Annotated in this window: 13 protein-coding genes; 5 read left to right on the top strand and 8 right to left on the bottom strand. The window is 72.2% G+C overall.

All coding sequences use genetic code 11. The features are described 5' to 3' along the window. Window positions 1-9 precede the first annotated feature (9 nt). Both ACZ3I4_RS14815 and ACZ3I4_RS14810 read left to right on the top strand, forming a co-directional pair. Window positions 10-264, top strand: coding sequence for a hypothetical protein (locus ACZ3I4_RS14815; protein ID WP_465382452.1), 255 nt, complete (start codon window positions 10-12; stop codon window positions 262-264). A gap of 52 nt (window positions 265-316) precedes the next feature. After that, on the top strand, window positions 317-1,558 hold the full coding sequence (locus tag ACZ3I4_RS14810) for a chitosanase (RefSeq protein WP_465382451.1): 1,242 nt from the start codon (window positions 317-319) through the stop codon (window positions 1,556-1,558). Window positions 1,559-1,570: 12 nt separating this feature from the next. Here the strand turns inward: ACZ3I4_RS14810 and ACZ3I4_RS14805 are convergent, their stop codons facing one another. Beyond that, complete coding sequence (locus ACZ3I4_RS14805; protein WP_465382450.1) at window positions 1,571-2,515, bottom strand: carbohydrate-binding protein; 945 nt, start codon at window positions 2,513-2,515, stop codon at window positions 1,571-1,573. Window positions 2,516-2,589: 74 nt separating this feature from the next. Continuing rightward, window positions 2,590-3,012: an ATP-binding protein gene (locus tag ACZ3I4_RS14800; protein WP_465382449.1), complete on the bottom strand. Its 423-nt coding sequence runs from the start codon at window positions 3,010-3,012 to the stop codon at window positions 2,590-2,592. Between the two features lie 59 nt (window positions 3,013-3,071). On the opposite strand from ACZ3I4_RS14800, the gene macS reads away from it, so the two are divergent. Both macS and ACZ3I4_RS14790 read left to right on the top strand, forming a co-directional pair. Further along, window positions 3,072-4,208, top strand: a complete 1,137-nt coding sequence (gene macS, locus ACZ3I4_RS14795; protein WP_465382448.1) for a MacS family sensor histidine kinase — start codon at window positions 3,072-3,074, stop codon at window positions 4,206-4,208. Between the two features lie 5 nt (window positions 4,209-4,213). Then, the gene (locus ACZ3I4_RS14790) at window positions 4,214-4,867 is read left to right on the top strand and encodes a response regulator (protein WP_465382447.1); all 654 of its coding nucleotides are present in this window, start codon (window positions 4,214-4,216) and stop codon (window positions 4,865-4,867) included. 1 nt (window position 4,868) lies between these two features. On the opposite strand, the gene ACZ3I4_RS14785 is transcribed toward ACZ3I4_RS14790, so the two are convergent. From ACZ3I4_RS14785 to aroA, 6 genes are all read right to left on the bottom strand, one after another. Continuing rightward, complete coding sequence (locus ACZ3I4_RS14785) at window positions 4,869-5,426, bottom strand: DUF5709 domain-containing protein (RefSeq protein ID WP_465382446.1); 558 nt, start codon at window positions 5,424-5,426, stop codon at window positions 4,869-4,871. A 41-nt stretch (window positions 5,427-5,467) separates the two neighbouring features. Further along, entirely contained in the window at window positions 5,468-6,199 is a 732-nt protein-coding gene (locus ACZ3I4_RS14780; protein ID WP_465382445.1) for an ATP-binding protein, read from the bottom strand. A 349-nt stretch (window positions 6,200-6,548) separates the two neighbouring features. Further along, window positions 6,549-7,418, bottom strand: coding sequence for a DMT family protein (locus ACZ3I4_RS14775; RefSeq protein ID WP_465383006.1), 870 nt, complete (start codon window positions 7,416-7,418; stop codon window positions 6,549-6,551). 144 nt (window positions 7,419-7,562) lie between these two features. After that, window positions 7,563-8,357 (bottom strand): histidinol-phosphatase, encoded by a 795-nt coding sequence (gene hisN / locus ACZ3I4_RS14770; RefSeq protein ID WP_465382444.1) that lies wholly within the window; start codon window positions 8,355-8,357, stop codon window positions 7,563-7,565. A gap of 9 nt (window positions 8,358-8,366) precedes the next feature. Next, a complete protein-coding gene (rsgA, locus tag ACZ3I4_RS14765) occupies window positions 8,367-9,590 on the bottom strand; it encodes a ribosome small subunit-dependent GTPase A (RefSeq protein WP_465383005.1) in 1,224 nt (407 codons plus the stop codon). Window positions 9,591-9,592: 2 nt separating this feature from the next. Further along, window positions 9,593-10,915 carry a 3-phosphoshikimate 1-carboxyvinyltransferase gene (gene aroA, locus ACZ3I4_RS14760; protein ID WP_465382443.1) on the bottom strand — a complete coding sequence of 441 codons (1,323 nt, stop codon included), beginning with the start codon at window positions 10,913-10,915 and terminating at the stop codon, window positions 9,593-9,595. Between the two features lie 66 nt (window positions 10,916-10,981). Between aroA and ACZ3I4_RS14755 the strand changes: the two genes are divergently transcribed. After that, the gene (locus tag ACZ3I4_RS14755) at window positions 10,982-11,662 is read left to right on the top strand and encodes an SOS response-associated peptidase (protein WP_465382442.1); all 681 of its coding nucleotides are present in this window, start codon (window positions 10,982-10,984) and stop codon (window positions 11,660-11,662) included. Window positions 11,663-12,359 lie beyond the last annotated feature (697 nt).

Below are 12,359 nucleotides of genomic sequence, written 5' to 3'. Positions count from 1 at the left end.
ATGGGTCACATGTCTGCAGTTTTGAAGTGGTGGTCGCGCCTCGCCGCGGCCGTGACCGGAGCGACTCTGGCGCTCGTCGTGCCCGTGCACGCGTGGGCCGCGAGCAACGGTGTGGCCGATGTGGCGATCGAGGCGGCCAAGGTTCGCCGGGGCCGGCGCGGGTTCGGGGTCTTCGGGATCTTCGGCGCCCTGTGCTGCCTGTTCGTGGTGGCGGCGATCGTCCTGACCGTCGTGCTGGTGGCCCGCAACCGCAAGCGGAAGTAGAGGATTTCCCGAAGCTCGGTGATCATGGCCGGGCGCGACCTAGCGTGGAAATATGCGGATCCGCGCGGACAACGTCAGGACGGTCGCGCTCGGCGCCGGGGTCGCCACGACCCTGTGTGTCCCGCTCGCCATCTCGGTGGCAGCCGGCGCCGACGACAACGTGCTGATCTCCCGGGGCCGCCCGGCGATCGCCACGTCCAACACGGGCGCCGACGTCGCGGCGCGGGCCAACGACGCCAGCACGGTCACGCGCTGGGCCAGCGCGGCCGGGCCGGGCACCCAATGGCTGCGCATCGACCTGGGCTCGGTGCAGCGGATCGAGCGCGTACGCCTGAACTGGACGAGCACCTACGCGAAGACGTACCGGGTGCAGGCGTCGGCCGACGGCTCGAACTGGACCGACCTGTATTCCACGCGGGCGGGCAACGGCGGCGCCGACGACCTCAAGCGGCTCGGCGGCAACGGTCGCTATCTGCGCGTGCTCGCCACCCAGCGGGCCCGCCCGAGCGGTGGCTACGCCCTGGCCGACGTGCGGGCGTACGGGCCCGCGGCCAAGGTTCTGCCCGCGGCGGCGCCGGCCACCGGCTCGCTCGTGTCCGGCCTGGAGGACCGCCGCAAGAAGGAGTCCGCGCTCCAGCTGATCTCCAGCGCGGAGAACTCGACGCTGGCCTGGCGACGTCAGTTCTCCTACATCGAGGACATCGGCGACGGGCGCGGGTACACCGGTGGGATCGTCGGTTTCACCTCGGGCACGTCGGACATGCTGGCCGTCGTCACCGAGTACACCCGGCGCAAGCCCGGCAACGTGCTGGCGAAATACCTGCCCGCGTTGCGTACGGTGAACGGCTCGGACTCGCATGCCGGTCTCGATCCGGGCTACCCGGCCGCGTGGCGCGCCGCCGCCGCCGACCCGGTGTTCCAGCGGGTGCAGGAGAACGCCCGCGACACGTACTACTTCAACCCGGCCGTCCGCTTCGCCCGCGCCGACGGCTTGCGCGCGCTCGGCCAGTTCGCCTATTTCGACGCGGCCGTGATGCACGGGGTCTCGGGCATGCGGGCTGTCCGGGCCGCGGCCATGCGCACCGCGAAGACGCCGGCCCAGGGCGGCGACGAGCTGACCTATCTCAACGCGTTCCTCAACGCCCGGGTGGCCGAGATGCGCACCGAGGAGGCGCACTCCGACGTGAGCCGGGTCGAGACCGCCCAGCGGATGTTCCTGCGCCGCAGCAATCTCGACCTGACCGCGCCGCTCACCTGGCGGGTCTACGGGGACGCCTACCGCATCGCGGAGTGACCCGGCCCTTTCTCAGAGCTTCACGAAGAGATTGGGCAGCGCGGACGGCTCCCACCCGGGCAGCGCGGTGTGCGCCTCCTTGACCCGGTAGGTCGCGCCCTCGTAGGTGACGAGATCGCCGGCCTTGTAGTCGGTGAAGGCCTTCCAGGCGGCGGGCTTGGCCGGAGGCGCCTTGGTCGGCGGCGTCGTGGTCGGCTTGGCGGGCGGCGTCGTGGTCGGCTTGGCCGGCGGGGGCGTGGTCGGCTCGGCGGTCGGCTTGGTGGGCGGCGCGCTCGTCGGGGCCGTGGTCGGTGCGGCCGAGGGCGTCGTCGGAGCCGGCATCGGCTTCGAGCCCGCGGTCACCTTGACGAAGTCGACCTCCATGCGGCCCGGCCGCCGCCCGTCGGTGGCCAGGTTGAGAATCAGCGCGATCGGCAGACCCGGCTCGTCCGGCGTCAGCTTCAGGCTCGGCGTGCCGTCGACCGACCAGATCACGGACTCCGGCGACCAGTCGATCACGTACGTGTGGAAGCGGCGGCCCGAGGTCGGGTCGGCGTCCTTGTCGAGAACCTCGACCTTGCCCCGCAGCACCCGGCCGTACTTGTCGACGGCGCCGAACGCCCGCCACGGCCCTCCCTCGCGGCGCACCTTGATCCGCGCCTCCGCGTGCCCGTACGGCTCGGCGAACGCCTTGCGCGTGCTGATCAGCCGGTCCACCACGAGGGTGCCGTCGCCGTCCTGGCGGCCGTGCCGCTCGTCGCCGTCGAGCAGCCAGCGGCCCGGATCGAGGGATTCACCACGCCGTCCGCCGAAGTCGTCGGCGAAGACCGGACGGTGCTCGGATGCGACGGCCACGCCGCCCTGGCCGGTCAGGAGGATGGCCCCGGCGAGACCCGCGCCCGCCACCGCGAGAGCGACCAGAGCACGTGGCCGGATCAGGAATTTCGACGTGCCGGAACGATGCCGCGCCTCGGTCACCTTTGCCCCCTGTACGTAACAGCAGGCACACCCTCATAAAAGTGAGAGCTTCTCGCAAGATCGACCGGCAAGTCTTAAGGTTCCCTTAAGGAAGAGCGGCTGGAAACCTGGACCGTCGTCCCATCGGCGCCCGTCCTGAGTTCGAACGTGTCGGTCAGCTCCTCGGCCAGCCACAGACCCCAGCCGCCGGGCTGATCGGCGGCCGGACGCGTCGGGGGCTTCTGCCGGTCCGCCGCCAGCCCGCCCCCGGAATCGCTCACCTCGCAGAAGACTTCGCCGCCGGCCGACCACAGCCTGACCTGCCCGATGCCGCCGCCGTGGCGCACCGCGTTGGTGAGCAGCTCGTTGACCGCCACCACGAAGTCGTCGAGGCGGTCACCACCCAGGCCGGCCGCGCCGGCGCAGGCCGCGACCGAATGCCGCAACGCCGTGATGGCGTCGCGGTCGAACGTCTCGGAGAGCAGAACCTCGGTGCTGATGCCTCGACGGTAGGCCACGCCTGATCATCCCGCAGGGCGGGCCACGGGTGGTACGCGGCATGTGGGATGGTCGGCGCATGCCGGACGCGCGGAACAGCGGGCTCGAGGCGCCGCTGTGGCGGGCGATCGCGGTCTACCGGATCGCCGCGCTGACCTACGCCACGATCCTGGTCATCGGCAACATCGGCTACTACAAGCGGCCGATGCTGGCCTGGCCCGTGCTCGCGGCGATGGCGGCCTGGACGGTCTTCACCACGTACGCGTACGCCGATCCGTCCCGTCGCCGCACCCCGCTGCTGATCGCCGACATGCTCGTCGTCATGGCCGCGCTCACCGCGAGCGTCGAGATCGTCGGCCGGCACTCGCTCGAAACAGGCCGCCCGACGCTGGCGGTGGCCTGGCACGTCGCGCCCGTGCTCTGCTGCGCGGTCCGGTTCGGCCGCCGCGGCGGCATCGCGGCCGCCCTCGTCATGGGGGCCACCGACCTGCTCGTGCGCGCCCACCGGGACCAGTCCGCGCTCACCGGCACGGTGCTGATGCTGCTGGCCGCGATCGCGGTCGGTTATCTCGTACGCATCGCCGAGGTCGCTCAGGAGAGGCTGGAGCGCGCGGTCGAGCTCGAGGCGGCCACCCGCGAGCGGGAACGGCTGGCCCGCGACATCCACGACTCGGTGCTGCAGGTGCTGGCGCTGGTCAAGCGGCGCGGGGCCGGTCTCGACGGCGAGGCCGGGGAACTCGCCCGGCTGGCCGGCGAACAGGAGGCGGCGCTGCGCAACCTGGTGGCCGGACGGCAGGCCGCGGTCGACCCGGTCGGCGACGAGCTCGACCTCATGGCGTTGCTGCACCCGTACGCCTCGCCGGACGTCACCGTCTCGGGCCCGGCCGGCGCCGTCCGGTTGCCCGCGCACACCGCCCGCGAACTGCGCGCCGCCGTCTCGGCCGCCCTCGACAACGTGGCGAAGCACTGCGACCCCGGCACCAAGATCTATCTGTTCGTCGAGGACGACCCGGCCGAGGTGGTGGTGACCGTGCGCGACGACGGCTGCGGCATCGAACCGGACCGGCTGGCCCAGGCCGAGGCGCAGGGCCGGCTCGGCGTCGCCCAGTCGATCCGCGGACGCCTCGAGGACCTGGGCGGCCGGGTGCAGATCGTCTCCGCGCCGGGCCAGGGCACCGAGGTCGAGATGACCGTGCCGCGCGCCCCGATATCGTGACGGGCATGACCGCAGCGATCCGGGTGATGGTGGTCGACGACCACCCGATGTGGCGTGAGGGCGTCAGCCGTGACCTCACCGCGGCCGGCTACGACGTGGTGGCGACCAGCGGCGAGGGCCGCCAGGCCGTGCGCATCGCGGCCGCCGCCCGGCCCGACGTGGTGGTTCTCGACCTGCAGCTCCCCGACGTGTCCGGGGTCGAGGTCATCAACGGCCTTCTGACCGAGATTCCCGGCGTACGGGTCCTGATGCTCTCGGCCAGCGGCGAGCAGCAGGACGTGCTGGACGCCATGAAGGCCGGCGCGACCGGCTACCTGCTCAAATCGGCCGCCCAGGCCGAGTTTCTGGACGCGGTGAGCCGCACGGCCGCCGGGGACACCGTCTTCACGCCCGGGCTGGCCGGGCTGGTGCTGGGCGAGTTCCGGCGGCTCGCGGTGACCGATCCGGCCGGGCCCGACGAGGCGGCGCCGAAGCTCACCGAGCGGGAGACCGAGGTGCTGCGCCTGGTGGCGAAGGGCTTGTCGTACAAGCAGATCGCCGAACGGCTCGTGCTGAGCCATCGCACGGTGCAGAACCACGTTCAGAACACGCTCGGCAAGCTCCAGCTGCACAACCGCGTGGAACTAACGAGATACGCCATTGAACAAGGCTTGGACTGACCTACTCGTACTTGGGCGGGTTGGTCTCGTGCATCGCGAGCTCCTCGGCGCTCGCGCCGCCGCCGGAAGCGCCCGCGTCGTAGGCCACGCTGTCGGTCTCGTTGTCGAAGCCGTAACCCTCGTCGGGAGCGACCAGGCGGCCCACCGTCTGCGGGTCGTCGTCGTCGAGCTGGCCGTCGTCGTAGAGCGAGATCTGCGAGTCCGGGTCGGAGGTCGGGCTCGCCCCCCACACGTCGGCGTCGAAGTTGCGCTGCTCGGAGCTGTCGACGGTCTCGTCGTTGGGGTCGCGGCGCGGCGGGATCGCGTCCTCGGCGCCGAAGTCGGGCTCCTCCTGGCGCAGCCGGCGGTCGAGCGACTCGCCCTCGCGCTGCTCCTCGGCGGTGTCGCCGAAACGGTTGGAGCCGCCCGGGCCCACACCCGCCAGCGCGGCCGGATCCGGGCCGTCGGCCCAGCGTCCGGTCTCCACCTGGTCATACGCGGTCGAATCGTCATCCGCGGTGTCGGGCAGGCCGGAAGCCTCCGGGTCGGACACCTCGGCCGGGTAGTCGTTGTCTCGCATGACCGCAATTTACCCGCGCCGGGGGTGGTGCATGCTTCCCGTCAGGCGCCGTTTTCCTGTTCCGGCAACAACGCCCACACCACTTTGCCGTCCTCGAGCCGCAAGGTGCCCCAACGCTCGGCGACCGAGTCGATGAGGAGCATCCCCCGGCCCCCGTACGCGGTGGGCGGCACCGGACCCCCGGAGAACGTGGGCACATGCGTCGACTGGTCGCGCACGGCCACGCTGAGGCCGCTGCCGTGTGTCGCGACGAGCACGACCATGGGCGTACGGGCGTGCACGACGACGTTGTTGACGAGCTCGGTGACCACGATGCAGGCCGGGCCGGCCAGATCGGGCCGGTCCCACCGCGCGCACGCCTCGGTGATCAGCTCACGGGCGCGGCGGGCGGCGCCCAGCGCGGGCTCCAGGTCGAGGCCGAACCGCTGATCGGGATCGGGCTTGCCCAGCTCGGCGACCGCCTCCTGGGTGCTCGGCCAGATCGACCAGCCGAGGCCCGGCCACGCCGCACCGCCGCGGGGGTCGCAGAGGGCAAGATGGGCGGCGGGCCAGTCGGCCGTCTCGTCGCGCAGCTCGCGCAGCGCGGTCGCCACGTCGGGCGACGGAAGCTCCAGATCGGCCGCGTCGACCAGCAGGGCTTCGGGTTGCGCGCCCAGCACATCGAGCAGCGCGGCATGCACCGCCTGCGCGGCGGAGGCGTCCAGCGCTCCGGAAAGCCGGACCACGGGGTATTCCGACCCGCTGTCGACCAGGTGCCGCGCCTCGCTCGCCATGATCGCTCCATTGTGCATAACGCGTCCCCTTTTCGCATTTCCCGCTGTTGAGGGGAAGTTTGGGACCGCCTTCCGTAGAGAGCCTTACGGAACTATCCGGGACATAACATCCTGGGGGCCATGGTCAGCAAGTACCCGAGGCGGCATGACTCATGCCACGGAAGCCCCGGGAAATGCCCGGCATCCCGTTTTTCCGGCCCTCGGCTTCCCGTCTTTGCGGCGCCGGCTTCCCGTTCTTCCCGCCCCGACCTCGAGGGAACGCTCGCGTTCCGGAAGGCGTGGTCAGGGCCGGTCAGCGGCTCGCCGGGATGTGCTCAGCGGCTTGTCGGGGCGGCGCGCTGGGGCGTGCTCAGCGGCTTGTCGGCGCGGTGCGCAGGGGAGCGGGCTCGTGGCGGCGGGTCGGGGGCTGGGCCGGGGCCTGGTGGTGCTGGGGCTCGGCGTAGCGGGTCAGCGCGATCACCGACGCCAGCGTCACCACGAAGCCGAGCCCGGCCAGCCACTCCTTGCCCGGCTCGATGCGGTCGCCGAGCAGCAGCAGGCCGACGATCGCGGCCGGAACGGCGCCCGCCGCGTCCATCGCCGCGACCGCGGCCGTGGTCGAGCCGCGCTGCATGGCCAGCCCGAGCAGCAGCTGGCCGACCAGCGAGTGCACGACGAGCAGGTAGAGCAGGGGGTTGGCGAAGAAGCCGGCGGCCGAATGCTCGTTGGCCAGCGGGCGGGCGGCGATGGCGGCGGCCGAGAACCCCACTCCGGCCAGCGAGCCGAGCACCACCGAGCCGAGTGCGCCCTGCAGGCGTACGGCGGAAAAGCCCAGGCCGCCGATGACCAGCAACGCCAGGGCCAGGCCGACGACACCGGCCGTGCCGAGCGGGCGCGCGTGGGCCGGCTGCGCCGATTTGACCAGCGCGGCAATGCCGATCATCAGCAGGACGAGCAGCACGACCTCGGCCGCGGGCAGGGACCACTTGAGCAGCAGCACCCCGAGCAGGGCGGTCACACCGAGCCCGGCGGCCACGCTGGCCTGCACCAGGAACAGCGGCAGGTCCTCGCGCGCCAGGAAGGCGAGCACGAAACCGAGCACCTGACAGCCGAGACCCAGCAGGTACGTACGCTGGCCGGCCAGCCGTACGAGAAGGCTCGGGTCGAAGGTGTGGTGCACCGTTGTGCGGGCCGCCGCCGCCGACTGCAAGAGGTTCGCCACCCCGTACGCCAGGATCATGGCGGCGAGGAAGCACCAGCCCGAGGACACCACCTGACGCACGATAGACCAGCCTCGCGCCGGCATCAGCGCTTCGGGGGACACCGTCATCGTGGGGTGTTTGTCCGCTTACGCAGCGCTATGACATCTGGGGCTTTTGTCTAGTTAGCGGGCAAGGGCCGTTAGTACGGTTTCGTGCAGCAGACCGTTGGTGGCGATCACCGACGACTTGTCGGCGGGCGGGCGCCCGGCGAGGTCGGTGATCGTGCCGCCGGCCTCCTGCACGATCGGAATCAGCGCGGCCACGTCCCACAGCGACAGCTCGGGCTCGACCATCGTGTCGAGCGCACCCTCGGCCAGCAGCATGTAGCCGTAGAAGTCCCCGTACGCCCGGCTGCGCCACGCGGCCAGGCTCAGATCGACCAGGTTTTGCAGGCGGCCGACCTGCTGCCATCCGTCGAGGCTGGCGTAGCAGACACTGGCGTCGGAGACCCGGCCGACACCCGACACCTGGATCCGGGTCGCCGCGTGCTGGTGCTTTCCCGCGTACGCCCCGTGGCCGCGCGCGGCCCACCACCGGCGCCCCAGGGCCGGCGCGCTGACCAGGCCCGCGACCGGGGTGTCGCCCTCGAGCAGCGCGATCAGCGTGCCCCAGATCGGCACGCCGCGCACGAAGTTCTTGGTGCCGTCGATCGGGTCGATCACCCAGCGGCGGGTACCCGGGCCGGCGGCCGCGTGGGTCATCCCGAACTCCTCACCGAGCACGCCGTCGCGCGGGCGGGCGCGGGCCAGCGTCGACCGGATCGCCTGCTCGACGGCCGTGTCGGCGTCGGACACCGGGGTCAGGTCGGGCTTGCTCTCGACCTTGAGGTCGAGCGCCCGGAACCGGCCCATCGAGATCGAGTCGGCGGTGTCGGCGAGAAGGTGAGCGAGCGACAGATCGTCGGCGTAACCGGCCATGCCCGAACGCTAGCCGATCCCGCCGCCCTCTTCGTCCCCGCCGGCTTCCGCGTTCTCTCCGGCCTTTGCGTTCTCGCTCGCGCGTTGGCTTTCCGCCAGGTCGCCTTGAGCTGCGCATTCGCTTTCCTGCCGGTCGGCTTCGGCCGCGCGTTCGCTTTCCTGCTGGTCGGCCTGGGCTGTCCTCTCGGTTTCCCGGGGGTCGGCCTCGCCTGCTCTCGAGGCCAGCAGGCGGCGGTACGACTCCAGCCGTCGCGGGTCGGCCTTGCCCTCGGCGACCCAGGTGTCGAGGCGGCAGCCGACGTCGTTGGCGGTGTGCCCGCAGTTCGGCTGGTCGTCCAGCGTGCCCTCGACCAGGTCGGGGAAGCCGTGCAGCAGGCTCTCGGCGCTCACGTGGGCCAGCCCGAAGCTGCGGATGCCGGGCGTGTCGATGATCCAGCCCGGGTCCTTGCGGCTCTTGCCGACCACCGGCAGCCGCAGAGCGACCGCGCTCGTCGACGTGTGCCGGCCCTTACCGACCGCGCTCACCACGCCGACCGCCCGCAGAGCATCCGGAACCAGCCGGTTGACCAGCGTGGATTTGCCCACCCCGGAGTGGCCGACCATGACCGAGATCTTGCCGGCCAGGCGCTTGCGGAGCTCGGTCAGGTCGCTGTCGGGGCTGACCGTCACGTACGGCAGGTCGAGCTCGGCGTAGTAGTCGAGGATCTCCTCGGGCCCGGCCAGGTCGGCCTTGGTCAGGCAGAGCAGCGGCTCGATGTCCGCGTCGTACGCCGCGACGAGGCAGCGGTCGATGAACCCCGTACGCGGTGGCGGGTCGAACAACGCACTGACGATCACCAGCTGGTCGGCGTTGGCCACGACCACCCGCTCGAGGCGGCCCTCGGGCGTGGTGTCGTCGTCGTCCGCCGTTCGGCGCAGCACCGACGTGCGCTCGGCGATCCGCACGATGCGGGCCAGCGCGCCGTCCGCCCCCGACACGTCGCCGACCAGGGCCACCCGGTCGCCGACCACGACCGACTTGCGGCCGAGTTCCCGGGCCCGCATCGCGATGATGAGCGGGCTGTCGGGCGGCGCGTCCTCGCGGACACAGCCGTACCGGCCCCGGTCCACCGTGATCACCAGGGCGTCGACGGCGTCGTCGTGCTTCGGCCTTGTCCGGGTACGCGGACGCGACGAACGGCCCGGCCGGACCCGGACATCGTCCTCGTCGTACTCCCGCTTGCGAGCTGGCAGGTCTAACTCCTCGCCACGAGTCCCGCCCAGAGTTCAGGGAACTCGGGCAACGTCTTCGACGTACAACTTACGTCGGTCAGCGTGATGCCCGGGACGGCGAGTCCGATAACCGCGGCGGCGTGGGCCATCCGATGATCCGCGTACGTCTCGAAGCTCGACTCGCGCAGCGGCCCCGGCTCGATGCGCAGACCGTCACGGAACTCGGTGACGCCCGCCCCCGCCTTGCCCAGCTCGGTCGCGAGAGCGGCGATGCGGTCGGTCTCGTGCCCGCGGATGTGCTCGACCCCGCGCAGCTCCGAAGGCCCGTCGGCCAGCGCGGCAAGCGCCGAGATCACCGGAGTCAGCTCACTCACCTCGGACAGATCGGCGGTGATGCCCTTGATCCTCCGCCGGCCCGCGCCGCTGCCGCTCGGCTCGGCGCTGCCGCTCACGGCCAAGCCGTCGGACGTCTGGGTGACCTCGGCGCCCATCGCGGTCAGCAACTCGACCAGGCGGCCCACCGGTTGCCAGCTCTCGGCCGGCCAGCCCGCCAGCGTCACCGACCCGCCGGTGACCATGGCCGCGGCGAAGAACGGCGCGGCGCCGGAGAGGTCGGGCTCGATCACCCACGTGCGCCCCCCGAGCGGACCCGGCTCGACGGCCCACACATCGGGCACCGACTCGTCGACCACGGCCCCCGCGGCCCGCAGCATGTGGGTGGTCATGCGCAGGTGCGGCGCGGACGGCACCGGCGGCCCCTCGTGCCGCAGCACCAGCCCCTTGGTGAAGCGCGGCGCCGACAACAGCAGGCCCGACACGAACTGGCTGGACCCCGACGCGTCGATCACCGCCTCGCCGCCCTCGACCAGCCCCGCTCCGCGCACGGTCAGCGGCAGCCCCCCGGTGGCCGACGCGTCGATCGACACGCCGAGCGAGCGCAGCGCCTCGATGATCGGGCGCAGCGGCCGGTTGCGCGCATGCGGATCACCGTCGAACTCGACCGTGCCCTCGGCCAGCGCGGCCGCCGGCGGCAGGAACCGCATGATCGTGCCCGCCAGACCCACATCGACCCGGGCCGGACCGCGCAACGGACCCGGCTCGACCCGCCACCGCTCGTCGTCGCTGGAGTCGAGCGTGACGCCGAGCGCGCGCAGCCCCGCCGCCATCAGCTCGGTGTCGCGGGCGCGCAGGGGCCGCTCGACCACCGACGGCCCCTCGGCCAGGGCGGCCAGCACGAGCGCGCGGGCCGTCATCGACTTGGAGCCCGGGAGCCGCACGGTCGCGCTGACCGGGCCGGACGCGGACGGGGCGGGCCAGGGGCGGGGGTTCGTTGTCACGGGGGTCATTCTGCCGAAGGGCTACGACATTTTCGCGGACCATTCCCGTCCCGCGAGACGGTAGCGTTGCCGGACATGTGCGGGCGGTATGCGACGACCAGGAGCGAGGCCGACCTCGAAGATCTGTTCGAGGCCGTGAGCGTGGCCGAACAGGCGGCCCCGAGCTGGAACGTGGCCCCCACAGATCCCGTACCGGTGATCCGCGTGTCCACGACGCACGAGTCGAGGGTCGTCGACCGGGCGCGCTGGGGCCTGGTGCCCCCATGGGCGAAGGACCTGAAAGCCGGCGCCCGCATGATCAACGCCCGCTCCGAAACCGTGGCCACCTCCCGGGCGTTCGCCCCGTCCTTCGCCCGCCGCCGCTGCCTGGTCCCCGCGGACGGCTGGTTCGAGTGGGTCGAGCGCCGCCCGCATTACATGACCCCCGCCGACGGCTCGGTGCTGGCGTTCGCCGGCATCTGGACCACGTGGGGCCCCGACGCGGTCCTCACCTGCAGCGTCCTGACCACGGCCGCGACGGGCGCCCTGGCCCGCGTCCACGACCGCATGCCGCTGATCCTGCCGGCCGACCGCTGGCCGTCCTGGCTGGCCGGCGGCGGAGACCCGGAAGCTCTGCTCGAGCCCCTCTCCCCGGCGCAGCTGGAAGCCCTGGAGATCCGCCCGGTCCGCCCCGACGTCGGCAACGTCCGCAACAACGGCCCCCAGCTGCTGGACCCTCCACCGGCCCCGGAGCCAACCCCCGCCACCCTTTTCTGACCCATACCCGCCGCCGTGTCCTGACCCGGTCCGTTCCCTGTACGCCGCGGCTCCCGATCCCTCAGCGCCGGTGTCCTCGCTCGGCCCGTTCTGCGCTTTCACGCCGCTGGCGGCCCACCTCGCTCGCCCGCAGCCGCTCCAGGGCCGCCTCCCGCTGCGCGTCCTCGTGCCGTTTGCTCCCGTCTTGAACTCCTCCGTGCACCCCGAAGCGCCGCGTGTGCTCGCACCGCCCCGAGCCCCTGGCCTGCCCGGCGTTCTCGTTCTCTCGCCCACTTCGGGGCCGTTCCCGTGCAGCCGCCCTGCGCCCCCCTCAAAGCGCCGCACGTCGTTGCACAGCCCCATTGGCCCTTGACCCCTAGCCCGCACCGCGCTCTCGCTCTCTGCGCACTCCGAGCCCGTTCCGCGCACTCCGCTCCCGCGCCCGTCCATCGCGCGCCCGTCCATCGCGCGCCTGTCCACCCGTGCCTGTCCACCCCGCGTCCGTCCACCCTGCGCCCGCGCACTCCGGCGGCCCATGCGCAGCCGCTCCCGAGCCTCGTCTCGCGCGGCCCTCTGTGCCAACTTCCGCTCCGACGACACGACCGGCCGTCACTCGACCTCGGGGGTCCGTAACGCGAACGGTGTTTCTGGCGTTCGGTCAGTAGTTCTCGGCGGCCGGCCAGCGGTCACCGAAAGTGATGGCGAAGGCGTTCAATAC

This window comes from Actinoplanes sp. NPDC021490, assembly GCF_055562135.1.
This window is presented reverse-complemented; position numbering and strand designations above follow the sequence as displayed.